At 66.9% G+C, this 20,889-nt stretch carries 20 protein-coding genes; 15 read left to right on the top strand and 5 right to left on the bottom strand.

Annotated features, from left to right (window positions below):
- Positions 1 to 97 precede the first annotated feature (97 nt).
- From RTY46_RS11150 to hslU, 8 genes are all read left to right on the top strand, one after another.
- Positions 98 to 2,209, top strand: coding sequence for a S9 family peptidase (locus RTY46_RS11150; protein ID WP_312708408.1), 2,112 nt, complete (start codon positions 98 to 100; stop codon positions 2,207 to 2,209).
- Positions 2,210 to 2,263: 54 nt separating this feature from the next.
- Positions 2,264 to 2,686, top strand: coding sequence for a YbaN family protein (locus RTY46_RS11145; RefSeq protein WP_312708406.1), 423 nt, complete (start codon positions 2,264 to 2,266; stop codon positions 2,684 to 2,686).
- Positions 2,687 to 2,779: 93 nt separating this feature from the next.
- A complete protein-coding gene (locus RTY46_RS11140) occupies positions 2,780 to 3,019 on the top strand; it encodes a lipoprotein (RefSeq protein ID WP_108750481.1) in 240 nt (79 codons plus the stop codon).
- Positions 3,012 to 3,863 carry a diaminopimelate epimerase gene (gene dapF, locus RTY46_RS11135; RefSeq protein WP_312708405.1) on the top strand — a complete coding sequence of 284 codons (852 nt, stop codon included), beginning with the start codon at positions 3,012 to 3,014 and terminating at the stop codon, positions 3,861 to 3,863. The genes RTY46_RS11140 and dapF overlap by 8 nt, the downstream gene beginning before the upstream one ends.
- Positions 3,860 to 4,534, top strand: coding sequence for a DUF484 family protein (locus tag RTY46_RS11130; protein ID WP_312708404.1), 675 nt, complete (start codon positions 3,860 to 3,862; stop codon positions 4,532 to 4,534). Before dapF ends, RTY46_RS11130 begins: the two co-directional genes overlap by 4 nt.
- A 16-nt stretch (positions 4,535 to 4,550) precedes the next feature.
- Positions 4,551 to 5,429, top strand: a complete 879-nt coding sequence (gene xerC / locus RTY46_RS11125) for a tyrosine recombinase XerC (RefSeq protein ID WP_108754194.1) — start codon at positions 4,551 to 4,553, stop codon at positions 5,427 to 5,429.
- A gap of 112 nt (positions 5,430 to 5,541) precedes the next feature.
- Positions 5,542 to 6,093 carry an ATP-dependent protease subunit HslV gene (gene hslV, locus RTY46_RS11120; protein ID WP_005411093.1) on the top strand — a complete coding sequence of 184 codons (552 nt, stop codon included), beginning with the start codon at positions 5,542 to 5,544 and terminating at the stop codon, positions 6,091 to 6,093.
- An 89-nt stretch (positions 6,094 to 6,182) separates the two neighbouring features.
- On the top strand, positions 6,183 to 7,556 hold the full coding sequence (hslU, locus tag RTY46_RS11115) for an ATP-dependent protease ATPase subunit HslU (RefSeq protein ID WP_108750485.1): 1,374 nt from the start codon (positions 6,183 to 6,185) through the stop codon (positions 7,554 to 7,556).
- A 177-nt stretch (positions 7,557 to 7,733) separates the two neighbouring features.
- Here the strand turns inward: hslU and RTY46_RS11110 are convergent, their stop codons facing one another.
- Positions 7,734 to 8,387 carry a TetR family transcriptional regulator gene (locus RTY46_RS11110; RefSeq protein WP_312708403.1) on the bottom strand — a complete coding sequence of 218 codons (654 nt, stop codon included), beginning with the start codon at positions 8,385 to 8,387 and terminating at the stop codon, positions 7,734 to 7,736.
- 227 nt (positions 8,388 to 8,614) lie between these two features.
- Here RTY46_RS11110 and smeD point away from each other — a divergent pair, with 227 nt between their 5' ends.
- Genes smeD through smeF form a run of 3 tightly spaced genes read left to right on the top strand, consistent with a single transcriptional unit; the run spans position 8,615 to position 14,381 of the window.
- The gene (gene smeD, locus RTY46_RS11105) at positions 8,615 to 9,802 is read left to right on the top strand and encodes a multidrug efflux RND transporter periplasmic adaptor subunit SmeD (protein WP_312708402.1); all 1,188 of its coding nucleotides are present in this window, start codon (positions 8,615 to 8,617) and stop codon (positions 9,800 to 9,802) included.
- Positions 9,803 to 9,814: 12 nt separating this feature from the next.
- Complete coding sequence (smeE, locus tag RTY46_RS11100; protein WP_312708401.1) at positions 9,815 to 12,937, top strand: multidrug efflux RND transporter permease subunit SmeE; 3,123 nt, start codon at positions 9,815 to 9,817, stop codon at positions 12,935 to 12,937.
- A gap of 58 nt (positions 12,938 to 12,995) precedes the next feature.
- On the top strand, positions 12,996 to 14,381 hold the full coding sequence (gene smeF, locus RTY46_RS11095) for a multidrug efflux RND transporter outer membrane subunit SmeF (protein ID WP_312708400.1): 1,386 nt from the start codon (positions 12,996 to 12,998) through the stop codon (positions 14,379 to 14,381).
- A 207-nt stretch (positions 14,382 to 14,588) separates the two neighbouring features.
- On the opposite strand, the gene RTY46_RS11090 is transcribed toward smeF, so the two are convergent.
- The 4 genes from RTY46_RS11090 to RTY46_RS11075 all read right to left on the bottom strand — a co-directional run bounded on the left by RTY46_RS11090 (position 14,589) and on the right by RTY46_RS11075 (position 16,397).
- A complete protein-coding gene (locus tag RTY46_RS11090) occupies positions 14,589 to 15,011 on the bottom strand; it encodes a low affinity iron permease family protein (protein WP_312708398.1) in 423 nt (140 codons plus the stop codon).
- 70 nt (positions 15,012 to 15,081) lie between these two features.
- Positions 15,082 to 15,408: a hypothetical protein gene (locus tag RTY46_RS11085; protein WP_108750491.1), complete on the bottom strand. Its 327-nt coding sequence runs from the start codon at positions 15,406 to 15,408 to the stop codon at positions 15,082 to 15,084.
- Positions 15,409 to 15,483: 75 nt separating this feature from the next.
- Complete coding sequence (locus tag RTY46_RS11080; RefSeq protein WP_312708397.1) at positions 15,484 to 15,744, bottom strand: hypothetical protein; 261 nt, start codon at positions 15,742 to 15,744, stop codon at positions 15,484 to 15,486.
- Positions 15,745 to 15,944: 200 nt separating this feature from the next.
- The gene (locus RTY46_RS11075; protein WP_005411083.1) at positions 15,945 to 16,397 is read right to left on the bottom strand and encodes a nucleoside deaminase; all 453 of its coding nucleotides are present in this window, start codon (positions 16,395 to 16,397) and stop codon (positions 15,945 to 15,947) included.
- 81 nt (positions 16,398 to 16,478) lie between these two features.
- Between RTY46_RS11075 and ubiE the strand changes: the two genes are divergently transcribed.
- The 4 genes from ubiE (at position 16,479) to RTY46_RS11055 (ending at position 20,882) form a co-directional block, all read left to right on the top strand.
- Positions 16,479 to 17,240, top strand: a complete 762-nt coding sequence (gene ubiE / locus RTY46_RS11070) for a bifunctional demethylmenaquinone methyltransferase/2-methoxy-6-polyprenyl-1,4-benzoquinol methylase UbiE (protein WP_108750494.1) — start codon at positions 16,479 to 16,481, stop codon at positions 17,238 to 17,240.
- Between the two features lie 210 nt (positions 17,241 to 17,450).
- Positions 17,451 to 19,379, top strand: a complete 1,929-nt coding sequence (locus RTY46_RS11065) for a M1 family metallopeptidase (protein WP_312708396.1) — start codon at positions 17,451 to 17,453, stop codon at positions 19,377 to 19,379.
- Positions 19,380 to 19,542: 163 nt separating this feature from the next.
- Positions 19,543 to 20,268, top strand: a complete 726-nt coding sequence (locus RTY46_RS11060; RefSeq protein ID WP_312708394.1) for a hypothetical protein — start codon at positions 19,543 to 19,545, stop codon at positions 20,266 to 20,268.
- Complete coding sequence (locus RTY46_RS11055) at positions 20,265 to 20,882, top strand: HAD family hydrolase (RefSeq protein WP_312708429.1); 618 nt, start codon at positions 20,265 to 20,267, stop codon at positions 20,880 to 20,882. The genes RTY46_RS11060 and RTY46_RS11055 overlap by 4 nt, the downstream gene beginning before the upstream one ends.
- The last annotated feature ends 7 nt before the right edge of the window (positions 20,883 to 20,889 follow it).

The raw sequence follows: 20,889 nt of genomic DNA, 5'->3' as shown, positions 1-20,889 counted from the left end.
GTCGAGCTTGCTCGACTGCGGTTGCGGTCAGTCGAGCAAGTTCGACCCGACCTGCGCCACGGACGCCATTGCGTAACCGCACAAGGAGCCCAATCTCATGAAATCCACCCTCTGCCTGTTGCTTGCCAGCCTGATGACCAGCACCGCTACCGCCGCCACCCCGCCCGTTCCGCCGGATGCCCAGAAGCACCCGCACGAGGTCAAGGCGCCGTTCGGCGCGACCCGCAACGATGACTACTACTGGCTGCGCGACGACACGCGCGAGAACAAGGACATGCTGGCCTACCTGCAGGCCGAGAATGCCTACGCCGACCAGCTGCTGGCGCCGTTGAAGCCGCTGGAAGACACCCTCTACAAGGAAATCGTCGGACGCATCAAGCAGGACGACGCCAGCGTGCCAGCGCGCGAGCGCGGCTACTGGTACTACAGCCGCTTCGAGACCGGTCAGGACTATCCCATCCATGCGCGCCGCAAGGGCAGCATGGAAGCGCCGGAAGAAGTGCTGCTGGACGTGAGCACGATGGCCGCCGGCAAGGGCTATTTCAGCGTCGGTTCGATGGAAGTCAGCCAGGACAACCAGCTGCTGGCATGGGCCGACGATGATGTGGGCCGCCGCCAGTACACGATCCGCTTCAAGGACCTGCGCAGCGGCCAGGTGCTGCCCGATGTGATCACCGGCAGTTCCGGCGATCTGGTCTGGGCCGATGACAACCGCACCGTGCTGTACGTGGAAAACGACCCGGAAACGCTGCTGACCGTGCGGGTGAAGAAGCACGTGCTGGGTACCCCGGCCAGCGCCGATACCGTGGTCTACGAAGAAAAGGACGACAGCTTCTACATGGGCATCGGCCGCACCCGTGACGATCGCTTCATCACCATCGGCGTGCACAGCACCGTGTCTTCGGAAGAGCGCTATGCCCCGGCCAGCGACCCGACCACGTTCACCGTGCTGGCCCCGCGCCAGCGCGATGTGGAGTACGACGCCGACCACTACGATGGCCGCTGGGTGATCCGCACCAACGACGGCGCGAAGAATTTCAAGCTGGTCACCGCGCCCACCGATGCCACCTCGCGTGCGCAGTGGAAGGACTGGATCGGCCATGACGATGCGGTGTTCATCGAAGGCTTCGAGCTGTTCGACAGCTACACCGCCATTGCCGAACGTTCCGAAGGCCTGGAGCGCGTGCGCCTGCTGTTCAAGGACGGCCGCACCGACTACGTGAAGGCCGATGAGCCGGCGTACTCGATGGGCCTGGGCGACAACACCGAGGCCGATACGCCGTGGCTGCGTTACGTCTACACCTCGATGACCACCCCGACCACGGTGTTCGAACTGAACACCGCCACCGGTGAGCGCCGCCAGCTGAAGGTGCAGCCGGTGATCGGCTACGACGCCAGCAAGTACGAAACTGACCGGGTGTGGGTGACCGCGCGCGACGGGGTGAGGGTGCCGGTGTCGCTGGTCTATCGCAAGGGCTACCCGAAGGACGGCACCGGCGCGCTGTTCCAGTACGCCTACGGCAGCTACGGCATGTCGATGGACCCGTATTTCAACCAGACCGCGGTCAGTCTGCTCGACCGGGGTGTGGTGTATGCCATCGCCCATATCCGCGGTGGTCAGGAAATGGGCCGTGACTGGTACGAGAATGGCAAGCTGCTGCACAAGCAGAACACCTTCAACGACTTCATCGACGTGACCCGCGCGCTGGTGGCGCAGGGCTGGGCGGCGAAGGACCGGGTGGCCGCCTCCGGTGGCAGCGCCGGTGGCCTGCTGATGGGCGCGGTGGCCAACCAGGCACCGCAGGATTACCGGGTGATGGTGGCGCAGGTTCCGTTCGTGGACGTGGTCACCACCATGCTCGACCCGACCATTCCGCTGACCACCAACGAGTACGACGAGTGGGGCAACCCGGAACAGAAGCCGTACTACGACTACATGCTGTCCTACTCGCCATACGACAACGTAAAGAAGCAGGCCTACCCGGCGCTGTTCGTGGGCACCGGCCTGTGGGATTCGCAGGTGCAGTACTGGGAACCGGCCAAGTGGGTGGCCAAGCTGCGCGATGACAACACCGGGTCGTTGCCGATCCTGTTCCGCACCAACATGGAAGCCGGCCACGGTGGCAAGTCCGGGCGCTTCCAGCGTTACCGCGAGCTGTCCGAGTCGTACGCGTTCGTGCTGCAGCAGCTGGGCATCGCCCAGCCGTAAGCGGGGTGGGGTGCCGGGCACTGCCTGGCACCCTGAACCGGTATTCTTGCTGCCATGACCCTGCCCGAACCGCCCCCGGCCCGCGATGATGCTCCGCCCCCGCGCGTGGTGCGTTTCCGCTGGGCCTGGTGGCTGCTGGCCTACGTCAGCCTGGGCACCGGCATCGTCGGCATCTTCGTGCCGGGCCTGCCCACCACCGTATTCATCCTGATTTCCGCCTGGGCCGCCTCGCGCGGCTCCGAGCGCCTGCACACCTGGCTGCTGCAGCATCCCCGCTTCGGCCCGGCCATTGCCAACTGGCAGGCCCACGGCGCGGTCAGCCGCTATGGCAAATGGATGGCCACGATCACCATGGCCGTGTGCGCCGGCATCATGCTGTGGTGCGTGCCGATTGCCTGGGTGAAGTGGTTCTCCATCGGCAGCATGACCGTGGTGGCGATCTGGCTGTGGACGCGGCCGCTGCCGCCGGACGCTTGACGGGCCGCCGGTGAAAACCCCGCCCTGCACGCGATAGTCGACCAACGGTCGACTCTACCTACCGCTCAGCCACCAATGGCTATACTCGGGGCCATGAAGATCCCCCATCGCAATGCCATTCTGATTCCGTTGGCAGCGGCCTCGCTGCTGTTCCTGTCCGCCTGCGGCAACAAGGGCCCGCTGGTACTGCCGCAGAAGCCGGTGCCGGTGGAAGAAGTGGTTGAGCCGGCCGCCGATGCCGAGGCGACGCCGCCGGCCACCCAGCCGACCAGCGACGGCAGTCCGTCCACCACCCCCGACCCGATCAAGCCGGTGGACGACGGGAATGAGTAAGGCCGGCAACAGCGCGCTGCGCTTCAGCAAGATGCATGGCGCAGGCAACGATTTCGTGGTGATCGACCTGCGCGACGGCACCCCGCCGCCGACGCCGGAACTGGCCGCGCGCCTGGCCGACCGCCACACCGGCGTGGGCTGCGACCAGATCCTGACCATCGAGCCGCCGCGTGCGGACGGCTCGGTGGCCTCGTACCGCATCTGGAACGCCGACGGTTCCAATTCCGAGCAGTGTGGCAACGGCGCGCGCTGCATCGCCGCCTGGCTGGTGCGCGAGGGCAGTGCGCAGGGCGCGCAGTTCGTCATCGACAGCCCGCTGGCCAGCCATGCAGTGCAGGTGCTGGGCGATGGCCGTTTTTCGGTGGCCATGGGCGTGCCGGCGTTCGAACCGGCGCAGGTGCCGCTGGTCGGCTTTGCCCACCCGCGGGAGGAGTACCTGTTGCCGCTGCAGGGTGAAAGCGTACGCTTCGCCGCCGTGTCGATGGGCAACCCGCATGCGGTGATCGAAGTGGGCCTGGTCGACGCCGCGCCGGTGGAACGCGTGGGCGGCCTGCTGCAGCAGCACGCCTCGTTCCCCAATTCGGTGAACGTGGGCTTTGCCCAGGTGATGGCGCCGGACCATGCGCGCCTGCGCGTGTTCGAGCGCGGCGTGGGCGAAACCCTGGCCTGCGGCAGCGGCGCCTGTGCCGCGGCGGTCACCCTGATGCAGCGCGGCCGCCTGCAGCGCGATGCCCGCATCAGCCTGCCCGGCGGTGAACTGCGCATCCAGTGGCCCGGTGAAGGCCAGCCGGTGGTGATGGCCGGCCCGACCGCATTCGTCTTCGAAGGGGAGTGGAGTGCATGACTGAGACCGCCGACAAGCTTGGAGCCCACGAAGTCGCCAGCTGGCTGCGGCGGCATCCGGGCTTCCTCAAGCAGTTCCCCGACCTGGCCCTGACCCTGGTGGTGCCGCGCGACGACGGCCCCACCGCGTCGCTGGCCAGCTACCAGCTGGAAGTGCTGCGCGAGAAGAACCGCGAGCTGGCACGGCGGCTGGCCGACCTGGGCGCCACCGCCCAGGTGAACGAGCGGCTGGCGGTGCGTACCCACCAGCTGACCCTGGCCCTGATGAAGCAGGACAACGCGGCCGACACGCTGCGCGCGATGGCCGCCTCGCTGCAGGAAGACTTCGCCGGCGATCTGGTGCGGCTGGTGGTGCATGCGCCGGTGGCCGGGCTGGAACAGGCCGACTGGCTGCAGGTGATCGCCGCCGACGACCCGCAGCTGGGCCCGTTCCGCGACTGCCTGAAGGATGGCGAGCCGATCTGCGGCCGCCTGCAGGCCGACAAGAACGCCGTGCTGTACGGCGTGCGCAGCGAGGAAGTGCAGACCACCGCCCTGCTGCCGCTGCCAGGCGTCGGCCTGATTGCCGTGGGCAGCCACGACCCGAATCGTTTCTACCCGGGCATGGGCACGCTGTTCCTGCGCATGATGGGCGATGCACTGGCCACCGGCCTGAAGCGATTCCACGGCTGAACGGAGCGCTGCCTCGATGAGCGCGGTACAGCAGTTCCTGCAGCACCTGCAGGTGGAACGGCGGATGTCGGCGCACACGCTCGACGCCTACCGTCGCGATCTGGACGCGCTGTCGGTCTGGGCCGAACCGCGTGGTGTGGCGGTGGAGGCGCTGGACGTGGATGCGGTGCGCCAGTTCGTGGCCGACGAACACCGTCGCGGCCTGTCGGCCAAGAGCCTGCAGCGCCGCCTGTCGGCCTGCCGCAGTTTCTATGCCTGGCTGCTGCGCCATGGCCGCATCGAGGCCAGCCCGGCGGCCACCCTGAAGGCGCCGCGCGCGCCGCGGCGCCTGCCGCAGGTACTGGATGCCGATGAAGCGGTGCAGCTGGTCGAGCTGGAGCCGGAAGGCGAGCTGGGCCGCCGCGACCGCGCGCTGCTGGAACTGTTCTATTCGTCCGGGCTGCGCCTGAGCGAAGTGTGCGCGCTGACCTGGCGCGACCTGGATTTCGCCAGCGGCCTGGTGAACGTGATGGGCAAGGGCAACCGCCAGCGCCGGGTGCCGTTCGGGCGGCCGGCGCGCGAGGCGCTGCTGGCCTGGCGCAGTGAAAGTGGCGGTCTGCCGGCCCTGCCGGTGTTTCCCGGCCGCAACGGGCCGATCAGCCAGCGCGCGGTGCAGGTGCGCATCCGCCAGCTGGCGCAGCGCCAGGGCCTGTTCAAGCACGTGCACCCGCACATGCTGCGGCACAGCTTCGCCAGCCATATCCTGGAATCGTCGGGCGATCTGCGCGGCGTGCAGGAACTGCTCGGCCATGCCGACATAGCCACCACCCAGATCTACACCCATCTGGATTTCCAGCACCTGGCCAAGGTCTACGACGCGTCCCACCCGCGCGCCAAGCGCAAACCGACCGGGTAGCGCCGGGCCATGCCCGGCGAGCGCAGCGCCGCCGCTGAACGGCAGCCATCCATGCAGGCTTGATCGCCCCCGTCGCTGTCCCCATGTCCGGTGAACAGCTATCGGAGGCCGCATGGACCCCAGTCAGAATCCCAACGTTTTCCACGCCACCACCATCGTCTGCGTCCGCCGCGGCGAGCACGTGGCCATTGCCGGTGATGGCCAGGTCACGCTGGGCCACACGGTGATGAAGGGCAATGCACGCAAGGTCCGCCGGCTCGGCCGCGACGGCCAGGTGCTGGCCGGTTTCGCCGGTGCTGCCGCCGATGCGTTCACCCTGTTCGAACTGTTCGAAGCCAAGCTGGAAAAGCATGGGCAGCTGCAGCGCGCCGCCGTCGAGCTGGCCAAGGATTGGCGCACCGAGCGCCGCCTGGGCAAGCTGGAGGCCCTGCTGGCCGTGGCCGACAAGGAAACCTCGCTGATCATCAGCGGCACCGGCGATGTGATCGAGCCGGAGGACGGCATCATCGCCATCGGTTCCGGCGGTTCCTATGCGCTGTCTGCGGCACGCGCGCTGATGGCGCACACCGAACTGGATGCACGCACGATTGCCAGCGAAGCCATCGGCATTGCCGGCGACATCTGCATCTACACCAACCGCAACGTGGTGGTCGAGGAGCTGTAAGGCTCCCCGATCCGCCGGGCAGGGCCCGGCGCTACCGGCCGGAGCCGTTCGGTTCCGGCGTCATCGACAACGCATTCGTGAGCACATCCATGTCGAAGATCGAAGTTTCCTCTGCCACCATGACCCCGCGCGAGATCGTGCAGGAGCTGGACCGGCATATCGTGGGCCAGCACGACGCCAAGCGCGCGGTGGCCATCGCCCTGCGCAACCGCTGGCGCCGCATGCAGCTGCCTGCCGAGCTGCGCAACGAAGTGATGCCGAAGAACATCCTGATGATCGGCCCTACCGGCGTGGGCAAGACCGAGATCGCACGTCGCCTGGCGACCCTGGCCAACGCGCCGTTCGTGAAGGTCGAAGCCACCCGCTTCACCGAAGTGGGCTACGTCGGCAAGGACGTGGAGCAGATCATCCGTGACTTGGCCGACACCGCGGTCAAGCTCTACCGCGAGCAGGCCAAGGTGCGCGTGCGCACGCAGGCCGAAGAACGTGCCGAAGACCGCATCCTGGATGCGCTGCTGCCGCGTCGCAGCGGCGGCATCGGTTTCGATCCGGAAGCGGCGCGCAACGAGCCGTCGGCGCAGGACAACGAGACCCGCATCAAGTTCCGCAAGATGCTGCGCAGCGGTGAACTGGACGAGCGTGAGATCGAACTGGACCTGGCCGCCAACGTCAGCATGGACATCATGACCCCGCCGGGCATGGAAGAAATGGGCCAGCAGCTGAAGTCGATGTTCGCCAACCTGGGCGGCGGCGCCAAGGCGCACAAGCGCACGCTGACCATCAAGGCCGCGCGCCCGCTGCTGGTGGAAGAAGAAGCCGGCAAGCTGGTCAACGAGGACGATATCCGCACCGCGGCGATCGAAGCCTGCGAACAGCACGGCATCGTCTTCATCGACGAGATCGACAAGGTTGCCAAGCGCGGTGACAACGTGGGGGGTGGCGATGTGTCGCGCGAAGGCGTGCAGCGCGATCTGCTGCCGCTGGTGGAAGGTTCCAACGTGTCCACCAAGTACGGCACGATCAAGACCGACCACATCCTGTTCATTGCCTCCGGTGCGTTCCACCTGGCCAAGCCCAGCGATCTGATTCCGGAACTGCAGGGTCGTTTCCCGATCCGCGTGGAACTGGGCGCGCTCAGCAAGAACGATTTCGTGCGCATCCTGACCGAGCCCAAGGCCGCGCTGACCAAGCAATACGAAGCGCTGCTGGCCACCGAGGGCGTCAAGGTCAGCTTCACCGCCGATGCCATCGACCGCCTGGCCGAGATTGCCTTCCAGGTGAACGAGCGCCAGGAGAACATCGGTGCGCGGCGCCTGCACACCGTGCTGGAGCGTCTGCTGGATTCGCTCAGCTACGAAGCGCCTGACCGCGACGGCGAGACCCTGGCCATCGACAGCGCCTACGTCGATGCGCACCTGGGTGAACTGGTGCAGGACCCGGACCTGAGCCGCTACATCCTGTAATGCCAGGCGGGGTCGGATCCCTCGCGCCAGCGAGGGCTCTGACCCCAACCCCCGTAACGCATGAGGCCGCCGAAAGGCGGCCTTTTTCATGGGGTCGGATCCCTCGCATCGCGAGGGTTCTGACCCCCGGATATCTGCGCAGGGTCAGAGCCCTCTCCTGCGCAGAGGGATCCGACCCTACGGCAACGGCTCGGGAATCGATCCCGGCACGAACACGCCTTCCTTCACGTAGGCGGCCAGGGTCATGTCCAGCGCCAGCATGCCGTCGCGCTTGAGGTCCATCAGTTCCGGTTCGACCATCGCCCCGTGCAGCACACCCAGCACGGTGGCGTGCAGCATGCGCGCGGCAATCTTCGGGTCGGCGCCGTCGCGCAGCTGGCCCAGGTCCTTGGCGCGGCGCAGCGCGCGTTCCATCCGCTCCAGCGCATCGCGGAAACCGGACTGCTGCAGTTCGGCCAGCGCCCGGCTTTCCGACGAGGCATCGCTGCGCAGCATGATTTCCATGGTCTTGCGCAGGCGTTCGTCCTCGGACAGTTCGATGAACGAGTAGATCATCACCGCACGCAGGTCATGGATCGGCGTCTGCCGTTCGTCGCTGGAGGTGCGCTCCAGTTCCTGCATGAAGGGCAGGTGCACCCGCTGGATGATCGCGGCCAGTACCTCGGTCTTGTTCTTGAAGTGCCAGTACACCGCGCCGCGGGTATAGCCAGCGCGCGCGCCGATCATCTCCAGCGTGGTCCGGGCCACCCCGTGTTCATGGAAGCAGGCCTCGGCCGCATCAAGGATGCCTTCGCGGGTGGCCTGGGTGTCCTCTTTGGTCTTGCGCGCCATGGGTCAGTGAGTGGGTACGAATGCCGGTGAAACCAGGCTGAATTGTACCGCTTTACAAACAAACAAGCATGTATGTATATTTCGCATCCACGCTCCCCGCCGTGTATGTGCGCCTGCCCATGCCCCGGGGAGGGCAGCCCCCTCGCGACCACCCAGCCCAATCTGGTGCCCGGCAGTCGTATCAGGGCGCCCTGAGAACTCCCTCTACCCTCGAGCCCCCAGCCCCCATGCACCTGACCCGAATCCGTCCTTTCCTGCTGTCGTTGGCCATCGCCGCGATCGTGGCCGCCTGCGGCGGCCAACCCGAACAGCCCGAGCAAGGCCCCGGCCAGGTGACCGTGGTCACCCTCAAGTCGGAAAGCGTGGGCCTGACGCGCGAACTGCCAGGCCGTACCAATGCCTTCCTGGTGGCCGAAGTGCGCCCGCAGGTCAGCGGCATCGTGGCCAAGCGCCTGTTCGCCGAAGGCGGCCTGGTGAAGGAAGGGCAGGCGCTGTACCAGATTGAAGACGCCAGCTACCGCGCCCAGGCCAACAGCGCCCGCGCCCAGCTGGCCCGTGCCGAAGCCACCGCCAACGCCGCGCGCCTGAGCGCCAAGCGCATCACCGAGCTGGCCAAGGTCGATGCGGTCAGCCAGCAGGACCTGGAAAACGCCGTGGCCGCGCAGAAGCAGGCCGAGGCCGACGTCGGTGCCGCCAAGGCCTCGCTGGATGCGGCCAACGTCACCCTGGGCTATGCCCGCATCACCGCCCCCATCAGCGGCCGCATCGGCAAGTCCAGCGTCACCCAGGGCGCGCTGGTCAGCGCCGGCCAGGCCGACGCGCTGGCCACCGTGCAGCAGCTCAGCCCGATCTACGTCGACCTGACCCAGTCCTCGGCCGAGCTGCTGCAGCTGCGCCGCGAACTGGCCGCCGGCCGCCTGCAGGACAACCAGACCCTGCCGGTCACCATCCTGCTGGAAGACGGCAGCGAATTCCCGCACAAGGGCGCGCTGGAATTCTCCGAAGTGAGCGTGGACCCGACCACCGGCAGCTACGCGCTGCGGGTGAAGGTGGACAACCCCGACGGCCTGCTGATGCCGGGCATGTACGTGCGCGCGGTGATCGGCGGCGGCGTGCGCGCCGATGCCGTGCTGGTGCCGATGCAGGGCATCGCCCGCGATGCCAAGGGCGATACCAGCGCCATGGTGGTGGGCAAGGACAACAAGGTGGAAGTGCGTCCGGTGAAGGTCAGCCGCGCGATCGCCGACAAGTGGCTGGTCGAGGACGGCCTGCAGCCGGGTGACAAGGTCATCGTTGAAGGCCTGCAGAAGATCGGCCCCGGCATGCCCGTGCAGGCCACCGAGAAGGGCGCTGCTCCGGCCAAGCCGGACGCCGCCCCGCAGCCTGCCGCGCAGCCGGCCGGCGAAGCGAAGTAAGCGGAGAATTCCATGGCACGTTTCTTTATTGATCGACCCATCTTTGCGTGGGTGATCGCGATCATCATCATGCTGGCCGGTGCGCTGGCCGTGCTGAAGCTGCCGGTGTCGATGTACCCCGAAGTGGCCCCGCCGGCCGTCGAGATCAGCGCCACCTATCCGGGTGCATCGGCCAAGGTGGTCGAGGACTCGGTCACGCAGATCATTGAGCAGAACATGAAGGGCCTGGATGGCCTGATCTACTTCTCGTCCAACAGTTCGGCCAACGGCATGGCCACCATCACCCTCACCTTCGAAGCCGGCACCAACCCGGACATCGCACAGGTGCAGGTGCAGAACAAGCTGCAGCTGGCCATGCCGCTGCTGCCGCAGGAAGTGCAGCGGCAGGGCATCAATGTGGCCAAGTCCAGCAGCGGCTTCCTGCAGGTGCTGGGCTTTGTGTCCAACGACGGCAGCATGGATGCCAACGACATCGCCGACTACGTGGGCTCCAACATCGTCGACACGCTCAGCCGCGTGCCGGGCGTGGGCAACATCCAGGTGTTCGGTGGCAAGTACGCCATGCGCATCTGGCTGGACCCGAACAAGCTGCACACCTACAAGCTGTCGGTCGATGAAGTGACCGCGGCGATCACCGCACAGAACGCACAGGTGGCCATCGGCCAGCTGGGCGGTGCGCCGTCGGTGAAGGGCCAGCAGCTCAACGCCACCATCAACGCGCAGGACCGCCTGCAGACCCCGGAACAGTTCCGCAACATCCTGGTGCGCGGTGGCACCGATGGCAGCGAACTGCGCCTGGGCGACGTCGCCCGCGTGGAACTGGGCGCGGAAAGCTACGACTTCGTCACCCGCTACAACGGCAAGCCGTCCACCGGTATCGCCATCACCCTGGCCACCGGCGCCAACGCGCTGGATACCGCCGAAGGCGTGCGCGCGGCACTGGATGACATGAAGGCCAGCTTCCCGGCCGGTCTGGAAACGGTCATTCCGTACGACACCACCCCGTTCGTGAAGGTCTCGATCAAGGGCGTCATCAAGACCCTGATCGAAGCGATCGTGCTGGTGTTCGTGGTGATGTACCTGTTCCTGCAGAACTTCCGCGCCACCCTCATCCCCACCATCGCGGTGCCGGTGGTGCTGCTGGGTACCTTCGGCGTGCTGGCTGCGCTGGGCTTCTCGGTGAACATGCTGACCATGTTCGCCATGGTGCTGGCCATCGGCCTGCTGGTGGACGATGCCATCGTGGTGGTGGAGAACGTCGAACGCATCATGTCCGAAGAGGGCCTGTCGCCGCTGGAAGCCACCCGCAAGTCGATGAGCCAGATCACCGGCGCGCTGGTGGGCATCGGCCTGGTGCTGTCGGCGGTGTTCGTGCCGATGGCCTTCATGAGCGGCTCCACCGGCGTGATCTACCGGCAGTTCTCGGCCACCATTGTTTCGGCCATGGCGCTGTCGGTGCTGGTGGCGATCGTGCTGACCCCGGCACTGTGCGCCACCATGCTCAAGCCGCTGAAGAAGGGCGAGCACCACGTGGCCCACACGGGCCTGCTCGGGAAGTTCTTCAACGGCTTCAACCGCGGCTTCGATCGTTCCAGCGAAACCTACCAGCGCGGCGTGAAGGGCATCATCCATCGCCCGTGGCGCTTCATGGGCATCTTCCTGGCGCTGGCCGTGGTGATGGGCGTGTTGTTCGCGCGCCTGCCCAGCTCGTTCCTGCCCAATGAAGACCAGGGCATCATGATGGCGCTGGTGCAGACCCCGGTCGGCGCCACCCAGGAACGTACCCTGGAAGCGATGGCCAAGCTGGAAGACCACTTCCTGAAGAACGAAGCCGACGCCATCGAGTCGATCTTCGCGGTGCAGGGCTTCAGCTTCGCCGGCATGGGCCAGAACGCGGGCATGGCGTTCGTCAAGCTGAAGGACTGGAGCGAGCGTGATGCCGACCAGAGCGTCGGTGCGATCACCGGGCGTGCGATGGGCGCGCTGGGCCAGATCAAGGACGCCTTCATCTTCGCCTTCCCGCCGCCGGCCATGCCGGAGCTGGGCATCGGTTCGGGTTACACGTTCTTCCTGAAGGACACCAGCGGCAAGGGCCATGACGCCCTGCTGGCCGCGCGCAACCAGCTGCTGGGTGCGGCGGGGCAGAGCAAGCTGCTGGCCAACGTGCGCCCCAACGGCCAGGAAGATACGCCGCAGCTGCGTATCGACGTGGACGTGGAAAAGGCCAACGCACTGGGTCTGTCGATCAGCTCGATCAACAACACCCTGGCCGCGGCCTGGGGCAGCAGCTACATCGATGACTTCATCGACCGTGGCCGCGTGAAGCGCGTCTACGTGATGGCCGATGCACCGTTCCGCATGAACCCGGACGACTTCAACGTCTGGTCGGTGAAGAACGGGCAGGGCGAGATGGTGCCGTTCAGTGCCTTCGCCACCAAGCGCTGGGATTACGGTTCGCCGCGCCTGGAACGCTACAACGGCGTGTCGGCGATGGAAATCCAGGGCGAGCCGGCCACCGGCGTTGCCTCGGGTGATGCCATGGCCGAGATCGAGCGTATCGCCAAGGACCTGCCGCCGGGCTTCGAGATCGAATGGACGGCGCTGTCCTACCAGGAACGCCAGGCCGGTTCGCAGACCCCGCTGCTGTACACGCTGTCGCTGATGATCGTGTTCCTGTGCCTTGCCGCGCTGTATGAAAGCTGGAGCGTGCCGACCTCGGTGCTGCTGGTGGCGCCGCTGGGCATCCTGGGCGCCGTGCTGGCCAACACCTTCCGTGGCATGGAGCGCGACATCTACTTCCAGGTGGCGATGCTGACCACGGTGGGCCTGACCAGCAAGAACGCGATCCTGATCGTGGAATTCGCCAAGGAAAACCTGGAGAAGGGCGTTGGCCTGATCGAAGCGACGATGCACGCCGTGCGTGACCGTCTGCGCCCGATCATCATGACCTCGCTGGCGTTCGGCCTGGGCGTGCTGCCGCTGGCCATCGCCTCCGGCGCCGGTTCCGGTGCGCAGCGTGCCATCGGCACCGGCGTGCTGGGCGGCATGCTGGTCGGCACCGTGCTGGGCGTGTTCTTCATTCCGTTGTTCTTCGTGGTCGTGCAGCGCGTGTTCAAGCGCAAGACCGCGACGTAACCCTGCCGGCGGCGCCGGGCCCTGTCCGGCGCCGCCATCGTGACCCCAAGGTGTCGCCATGAAATTCCATACCCTTGTTCTTTCTGCCGCCGTGGCCCTTGCGCTGGGCGGCTGTTCCACCCTGGTGCCGAAGAACACCGCCGTCGCTCCGGGCATTCCCGCGCAATGGCCGGCGGAAGCCACCGAAGGCGAAGTGGCCGATGCGGCCGCCGTCGGCTGGCGCGACTTCTTCACCGATGCGCGTCTGCAGGAGGTGATCGACCAGGCGCTGTCCAACAACCGCGACCTGCGCGTGGCCGTACTGAACGTGGAAAAGGCACGCGGCCAGTACCGCGTGCAGCGCGCCGACCGCGTGCCTGCGCTGGCCGCGCAAGGGCAGATGCAGCGCAGCGGTGGTGACGTGCCGGTCAGCGAACAGTTCACTGCCAACCTGGGCGTGGCCGAGTTCGAGCTGGACCTGTTCGGTCGCGTGCGCAACCTGAGCGAAGCGGCGTTGCAGCAGTATTTCGCCGTGGCGGCCAACCGCCGCAACGCGCAGCTCAGCCTGGTTGCCGAGACGGCCACCGCATGGCTGACCTACGGTGCCGACCAGCAGCAGCTGAAGATTGCCGAAGCCACGCTGAAGACCTACGAGGATTCGCTGCGGCTGGCCGAAGCGCGCCACGAGCGCGGTGGCAGTTCAGGCCTGGAGCTGAGCCAGACCCGCACGCTGGTGGAAACCGCACGCACCGACGCCGCGCGCCTGCGCGGGCAGCTGGCGCAGGACCGCAATGCACTGGCGCTGCTGGCCGGCGGCCAGGTTGATCCGGCGCTGCTGCCGGACAGCATCGCACCGCAGCTGCTGGCCTTGGCGCCGCCGCCGGCGGGGCTGCCCAGCGACGTGCTGCTGCAGCGCCCGGACATCATGGCTGCCGAACACCAGCTGCTGGCCGCCAATGCCAACATCGGTGCTGCGCGCGCCGCGTTCTTCCCCAGCATCAAGCTGACCGGCAGCGTGGGCAGCAGTTCCGGTGAACTGTCCGGCCTGTTCGACAGTGGCACCCGGGTGTGGAGCTTCCTGCCGACCATCACCCTGCCGATCTTCCAGGGCGGCAAGCTGCGCGCCAACCTGGCCGTGGCCAATGCCGAACGCGATATCGCCCTGGCCGAGTATGAGAAGTCGATCCAGACCGGCTTCCGCGAAACCGCCGATGCGCTTGCGCTGAACGTCAGCCTGGATGAGCAGGTCGCCTCGCAGCAGCGCCTGGTGGAAGCGGCCGAGCTGGCCAATCGCCTGTCGCAGGCACGCTATGACGCCGGCCTGGACAGCTTCGTGACCCTGCTCGATGCGCGCCGCACCGCCTACAGCGCACAGCAGACCCAGCTGCAGGCGCAGCTGGCCCAGCAGGCCAACCGCATCACCCTGTACAAGGTGCTGGGCGGCGGCTGGCGCGAGCGCAGCTGAGCCGCGCCCCCGGCACGGCCCAGCGCAGGCCGCGCGAGGTTGCCTTGGCTCTGGCAGGTGCCAACCTTGGTTGGCACAACGTTGGCCGCGCGGGGTTGCCTTGGCTCTGGTAGGTGCCAACCTTGGTTGGCACAACGCAGGCACGTGCGTTGAAAAGCATGCCAACCAAGGTTGGCATCTACCGAAGCGGGGTTCCAGGCGCGTGCGTTACACCGCTTCATCATCGCGCGGGGGAGCGCGGCATGCGCGCACCCGCGCCAGCGCGTCGCCCGCCTCGCGGGCCATGCGCTCGTACTCGGCGCGGATCTCTTCCAGCCGTTCCTCGTCCATCTCTTCCAGATCCAGCAACTCGTTGTTGGCATCGGCGGTGGCGCGGATCAGCTCGTCCAGCTTGATCTGCATCGCCGCGGTATCCGAGTTCTGCGTGTGCTGGATCAGGAACACCATCAGGAAGGTGATGATGGTGGTGCCGGTATTGATGACCAGCTGCCAGGTGTCGTTGAAACCGAACACCGGGCCGCTGATGCCCCACAGCACCACGATGCTGATCGCTGCCAGGAAGGTCCACGGCGAACCGGCCGCGGCGGAGGCCTTCTTGGCCAGGGTGTTGAACAGGTTGCGTGCGCTCATCGGGGTCGTTCCAGGGGAATGACGCGGATGATCGGCACTGGCCCGTGCACGGGCCGTGCAGCGGCGCGCCTCAGGCGCGCAGGCGCGGCGCCTGCTGGCTGCGCACCGGGCTGCTCTGGTAGACGTGCTGCCAGCAGCGTTCGACGAACTCGCGGGCCTGCGCCTCGGTCAGGCGCGGCATGATCTGCAGGGCGTACTGCGTCTGGAACATCTCATCGCGCTGCGCATCGCTGGCACGCGGCTGGGTGATCAGCGAATCGCAGGCGAACTTGACCCACGGCACGTACGAACCGAACGAGTTGTGGGCAAGCGCGCCATCGGCATGCTGGCGGCGCCAATGGTCCAGCTCGGCGTCGACATTGATGACCGGGGGAATGGTGGGGACTTCAGCGTGCATGACGATCCAATGGGCAGAAGGTGAAAGGGAGTGGGGGCTGATGCCGAGTGTCGTGGGTTGCCGGTGCAAGCAGTGTCAGTGCGGCGTGCATCCGGTGTGCGCGTCCAACAGCTGCGCGTGCTCCACCGCACCCAGTGCTTCGGCCATGTCGGCCATGGCATTGCACAGTTGCACCTGGTCGCGCGGATGGTCCCGCATCACTTCCAGCTGCAGGCCCTGGTAGGCAGCCCAGAAGGATGCGCCACGGCGATGCAGCGCGAACTGCTGGTGCAGGCGTTCGCGGATGCCGGCAAGGGCCGGGTGGTCGGGCAGGGAAGGTGCGGCGTGCGCGCTCATCGGCTGGCTCCACCGGAGCAACAGGCCCCGGAGCGTTCCACCGTAGGCCCCTTGCGTGCACGCGATGTTAGTGGCGTGTGTGCAACTGACGTGGCTGACTGTGCATCAGTGCGCACGCATCGCCGCAGACGCAACCGGCACAAGGCCGTGCCGGCGCTGAAGAATTCATAAAGCGAGTGGCGCCTTCACGGCGCGGCGGCTTATTCGCCGATGTCTTCGTTCCAGATCTCCGGATGCTGCGCAATGAAACCGCCCAGCAGGTCCACGCATTCCTGGCTGTCCAGGTCGATCACGTTCACGCCGTTCTCGCGCAGCCAGTCGATGCCGCCCTGGAAGGTGCGCGACTCGCCCACCACCACGGTGCCGATGTTGAACTGGCGCACCAGCCCGGAGCAGTACCAGCACGGGGCCAGGGTGGTCACCATGATGGTGTCCTGGTAACGGCGCTGGCGGCCGGCTTTGCGGAAGGCATCGGTTTCGCCGTGCACCGACGGGTCACCTTCCTGCACGCGGCGGTTGTGGCCGCAGCCCAGCAGGCGGCCGTCGTTGTGGTACAGCGCCGCACCGATCGGCACGCCGCCTTCGGCCAGGCCCTGGCGGGCTTCGGCGATGGCGGTCTGCAGCAGGGCCTGGTAGTCGGGCGTGGTGATCATGCGGGGCTCCGGTGGGTCATGGCCGGCCATGATACGGCGCCAGTGCCCCGCAGCGGCCCCAGCGGTGCGATAATCGGGGTCATGAGCGAATCCCCCTACAAATCCGGTACCACCCACTTCGGGTTCCGCGACGTCGACGCCAAGGACAAGCAGAAGCTGGTCGGGCAGGTGTTCACTTCGGTCGCGCGCAACTACGACCTGATGAACGACCTGATGAGCCTGGGCGTGCACCGGGCCTGGAAGCGCTACTACGTCGCCACCGCGCAGGTGAAGCCGGGCGACCGCGTGCTCGACCTGGCCGGTGGCACCGGCGACATCGCCGCCCTGCTGAAGGAGCGCGTGGGCGCCGAGGGCTCGGTGGTGCTGGGCGACATCAATGCCGGCATGCTGTCGGTTGGCCGCGACCGCCTGACCAACCGCGGCCTGGTGCTGGGCCTGGACTACGTGCAGTGCAACGCCGAAGCCCTGCCGTTCCCGGACAACAGCTTCGATCTGGTCACCATCGCCTTCGGTCTGCGCAACGTGACCGACAAGGACGCCGGCCTGCGCGAGATGTACCGCGTGCTGAAGGTGGGCGGCCAGGCCCGCGTGCTGGAGTTCTCCGAAGTCACCGCCGACTGGTTCAAGCCGATCTACGACTTCCACTCGTTCCGGATCCTGCCGAAGCTGGGCAAGCTGTTCGCTAACGATTCGGACAGCTACCAGTACCTGGCCGAGAGCATCCGCAAGCATCCGCCGCAGGAAGAGCTGAAGGCGATGATGGGGCAGGCCGGTTTCGAGCGCTGCCACTACAAGAACCTGACCGGCGGCATCGTTTCGATCCATTCCGGCTACAAGCTGTAGTTCCTGCTCTGGTAGGTGCCAACCTTGGTTGGCACACGCCCCGCAGCGGCCATCCGCTCTGGTAGGTGCCAACCTTGGTTGGCACACGCCCGCACCGGGCGCCCCATGGCGCAGGGCCGGCTCCCGGCCGGCCTTACCCCGCATCGCGCAACGCGTCCGGGCCGGGGGAGAGGTACCATTGGGGTTTGATCCCCGTAACGGTCCCGATTCATGCGTAATCCGCTGATGCTCCTTCCGCTGGCCGTGGCTCTGGCCGCTGGCTGCTCCCAGGAGGCGGCCGCGCCCGCCGCCGCTCCGACTGCCGAAAAGGCCCCCGCCGCTCCCGTGAACGCCGAAAACCGCAGCCACGACGAAAGCTCCTACGCCGAGCCGGACAAGGTCGTCATCAAGGACATCGCGCTGGATCTGAAGCTGGACTTCGACCAGAAGCAGATCGGCGGCACCGCCACCTACACCCTGGAATGGAAGCAGAAGGACGCCCAGCAGCTGGTGCTGGACACCCGCGAGCTGAGCGTTTCCAAGGTCGAGGCCATCGCCGCCGACGGCGCGCGCAGCCCGCTGAAGTTCGAACTGGCCCCGGTCGACAAGGTGTTCGGCAGCAAGCTGACCATCGAAGCCCCGGCCCAGCCGGCCAAGGTGGAAGTGAGCTACCACACCGCCCCGACCGCCTCGGGCCTGCAGTGGCTGGAGCCGTCGATGACCGAGGGCAAGAAGCTGCCCTTCATGTTCAGCCAGTCGCAGGCCATCCACGCCCGTTCCTGGGTGCCCCTGCAGGACACCCCCAGCGTGCGCTTCACCTACAGCGCGCACGTGGTTTCGCGCCCGGACGTGATGGTGCTGATGAGCGCCGACAACGACCCGAAGGCCGCGCGCGACGGTGACTACACCTTCAAGATGCCGCAGCCGATTCCGTCCTACCTGCTGGCCATCGCCGCCGGTGACCTGGTATTCGAGCCGATTTCCGGCCGCTCCGGCGTCTGGGCCGAGCCGACCATGGTGAACAAGGCCGCCAAGGAATTCGAAGACACCGAGAAGATGATCGGTGCCGCCGAAAAGCTGTACGGCGAATACCGCTGGGGCCGCTATGACATGCTGGTGCTGCCGCCGTCGTTCCCGTTCGGCGGGATGGAAAACCCGCGCCTGACCTTCGCCACCCCCACCGTGATCGTTGGCGACAAGTCGCTGGTTTCGCTGGTAGCCCACGAACTGGCGCACAGCTGGTCGGGCAACCTGGTAACCAACGCCAGCTGGAAGGACATCTGGTTGAATGAAGGCTTCACCACCTACGTGCAGGGGCGCATCACCGAAGCCCTGTACGGCAAGGAAATGGCCGAAATGGAAAAGCAGATCGACCAGACCGATCTGCTGGCCGAAGTGAAGGACATGAGCCCGGCCGACCAGGCCCTGGCACTGCCGCCGCTGAACGAGCGTGACCCCGACGAAGCCCTGAGCCAGGTGGCCTACGTGAAGGGTTCCTGGTTCCTGGAGTTCCTGGAACAGCGCTTCGGCCGCGAAACCTTCGATCCGTTCCTGCGTGGCTGGTTCGATGACCACGCCTTCCAGAGCGCCAACACCGACCAGTTCGTCGAGTACCTGAAGAAGCACCTGCTGCCGAAGAACCCGACGGCGGTGAGCGAAGCCGAACTGAAGGCATGGCTGGACGAGCCGGGCATCCCGGCGTTCGCGGCCAAGGCGCAGTCGCGCAACTTCAGCAGCGTTGATGCCGCACGCATCGCCTTCTCCGGCGCCGGCAGCCTGCCGGGCAGCCAGATCACCGCCGAATGGGGTACCCAGGAATGGGTGCGCTTCATCGACGGCCTGGGCACCACCCTGCCGCTGGACAAGCTGGCCGCGCTGGACAAGGCCTACCAGTTCACCGGCACCCCGAACGGCGAAATCGCCATGCGCTGGTACCCGCTGACCATCCGCAGCGGTTACACCCAGGCCAACGAAGCGGCCGGTGCGTTCATCGAGCGCGTGGGCCGTCGCAAGCTGATCATGCCGATCTACGCCGAACTGGTGAAGACGCCGGAGGGCCTGGCGTTCGCCAAGCAGGCCTTCGAGAAGGCCAAGCCGGGTTACCACCCGATCACCACCGCCTCGGTGCAGGACATGCTGGCCAAGGCCGAAGCCAAGTAAGCAGAAGCGCCGGGCACCCCCCGGCGCTTTTTTGTAGAGTCGAGCCATGCTCGACTGCTGTTGCTCTACGCTTCGGTAGAGTCGAGCTTGCTCGACTGCTCTTGAAGAGCCAGTCGAGCATGGCCCGACGCTACATATCTGCGCACACACGAAGGACCTCCACATGAAACGTCTGTTCCTGATCGCCGCCTGCACCCTGGCCGCCTGCAGCAACCCCGAGGAAGAGCGCAAGGCGCAGGAAGCCGCCGCTGCCGCCGCCCAGGCGCAGAAGGAAGCCAAGGCCGAGGACGTGGCCAAGCAGTACGACACCGCCGTGGCGGCGCAGGACTGGGAGCGCGCGCGCATGCATGGCGGCTCGTTGCTTGACCAGTACAAGGACACTGCCGCCGCCGAGCGCATTGCCGCCGGCTTCGATGAAGTGAAGGCCAAGGCCGATGCCGCGCGCAACCTGCGCCGCATGCAGGCGCTGTGGCAGTACAACGAGATTCCGGTCGGCAGCAAGGGCGTGCAGCGTTCGGCCTCGATCTACAGCAAGGAACGCGTGGACGTGGATGGCAGCGGCGCCAAGCCGGTGCAGCTGGTGTTCCGCGACCACCCTGAATGGAAGCGGCACGCCTACCTGGTGCTGCAGGCCGGCGATTTCCGCTGCCCGCAGTGCACGGTGAAGGTGACCGTGGACGACGGCAAGCCGGTGTCGATGGCCGCGTGGCGGCCGAAGACCGACGAGGCCATCGCGATGTTCATCACCGACCAGAAGGCGCTGTGGAAGCTGGCGCAGAAGGGCCAGTCGATCAGCATCGAGTTTCCGGTGAAGGCCGGCGGCACCCGCACCGCCGTGTTCGAGACCGGCGGCGTGGACACCAGCCGCATGCCGCAGTGGTGGAAGTGACGGCCACCGGCGTGATCGCACCGGCCCTGTCGGCCGTGCGCCACTGGGTGTTCGACATGGATGGCACGCTGACCGTGGCCATGCATGATTTCGACGGCATCAAGCGCGCGCTGGGCATCCCGCCCAGTGCGGACATCCTGGCGCACCTGGCCGGCCTGCCGGCGGCGGAGGCGGCGCAGAAGCATGCCTGGCTGCTCGACCATGAGCGGGCGCTGGCCGCAGACGCGCTGCCGGCGCCGGGGGCGGTGGTGCTGCTGCGTGCGCTGGCCGCGGCCGGCTGCCAGCTCGGCATCCTGACCCGCAACGACCATGCGCTGGCCAAGCTGACGCTGGATGCGATCGGGGTAGGGGATCTGTTCGACGATGGCGCCATCATCGGCCGCGATGAAGCGGTGCCAAAGCCCTCGCCCGATGGTGTGCAGCAGCATCTGCGGCGCTGGGGCATCGGTGCCGACGCGGCGGTGATGGTGGGCGACCACGCCTACGACCTGGACTGCGGCCGCGCCGCCGGTGCACGCACCGTGCTGGTCAACCTGCCCGACAACCCGTGGCCGGGCCGCGCGGATTGGCATTTCGCCGATTGCCGCGCGTTGCACGCGGCGTGGCAGGGCTGATCATTCC

The organism is Stenotrophomonas sp., assembly GCF_032056425.1.
In the GTDB taxonomy this organism is placed as follows: Bacteria; Pseudomonadota; Gammaproteobacteria; order Xanthomonadales; family Xanthomonadaceae; genus Stenotrophomonas.
Note: the sequence above shows the minus strand (reverse complement) of the source record. Positions and strands in the feature narration are given on the sequence as shown.

Excerpts from the sequence above, each read along its gene's own strand:
- smeE (WP_312708401.1), top strand. The coding sequence starts at position 9,815 with ATGGCACGTTTCTTTATTGATCGACCCATCTTTGCGTGGGTGATCGCG.
- RTY46_RS11150 (WP_312708408.1), top strand. The coding sequence starts at position 98 with ATGAAATCCACCCTCTGCCTGTTGCTTGCCAGCCTGATGACCAGCACC.
- smeD (WP_312708402.1), top strand. The coding sequence starts at position 8,615 with ATGCACCTGACCCGAATCCGTCCTTTCCTGCTGTCGTTGGCCATCGCC.
- hslU (WP_108750485.1), top strand. The coding sequence starts at position 6,183 with ATGTCGAAGATCGAAGTTTCCTCTGCCACCATGACCCCGCGCGAGATC.
- RTY46_RS11090 (WP_312708398.1), bottom strand. The coding sequence starts at position 15,011 with ATGAGCGCACGCAACCTGTTCAACACCCTGGCCAAGAAGGCCTCCGCC.
- RTY46_RS11065 (WP_312708396.1), top strand. The coding sequence starts at position 17,451 with ATGCGTAATCCGCTGATGCTCCTTCCGCTGGCCGTGGCTCTGGCCGCT.
- RTY46_RS11140 (WP_108750481.1), top strand. The coding sequence starts at position 2,780 with ATGAAGATCCCCCATCGCAATGCCATTCTGATTCCGTTGGCAGCGGCC.
- ubiE (WP_108750494.1), top strand. The coding sequence starts at position 16,479 with ATGAGCGAATCCCCCTACAAATCCGGTACCACCCACTTCGGGTTCCGC.
- RTY46_RS11145 (WP_312708406.1), top strand. The coding sequence starts at position 2,264 with ATGACCCTGCCCGAACCGCCCCCGGCCCGCGATGATGCTCCGCCCCCG.
- RTY46_RS11085 (WP_108750491.1), bottom strand. The coding sequence starts at position 15,408 with ATGCACGCTGAAGTCCCCACCATTCCCCCGGTCATCAATGTCGACGCC.
- RTY46_RS11060 (WP_312708394.1), top strand. The coding sequence starts at position 19,543 with ATGAAACGTCTGTTCCTGATCGCCGCCTGCACCCTGGCCGCCTGCAGC.
- RTY46_RS11110 (WP_312708403.1), bottom strand. The coding sequence starts at position 8,387 with ATGGCGCGCAAGACCAAAGAGGACACCCAGGCCACCCGCGAAGGCATC.
- RTY46_RS11075 (WP_005411083.1), bottom strand. The coding sequence starts at position 16,397 with ATGATCACCACGCCCGACTACCAGGCCCTGCTGCAGACCGCCATCGCC.
- RTY46_RS11080 (WP_312708397.1), bottom strand. The coding sequence starts at position 15,744 with ATGAGCGCGCACGCCGCACCTTCCCTGCCCGACCACCCGGCCCTTGCC.
- xerC (WP_108754194.1), top strand. The coding sequence starts at position 4,551 with ATGAGCGCGGTACAGCAGTTCCTGCAGCACCTGCAGGTGGAACGGCGG.
- smeF (WP_312708400.1), top strand. The coding sequence starts at position 12,996 with ATGAAATTCCATACCCTTGTTCTTTCTGCCGCCGTGGCCCTTGCGCTG.
- RTY46_RS11130 (WP_312708404.1), top strand. The coding sequence starts at position 3,860 with ATGACTGAGACCGCCGACAAGCTTGGAGCCCACGAAGTCGCCAGCTGG.
- dapF (WP_312708405.1), top strand. The coding sequence starts at position 3,012 with ATGAGTAAGGCCGGCAACAGCGCGCTGCGCTTCAGCAAGATGCATGGC.
- hslV (WP_005411093.1), top strand. The coding sequence starts at position 5,542 with ATGGACCCCAGTCAGAATCCCAACGTTTTCCACGCCACCACCATCGTC.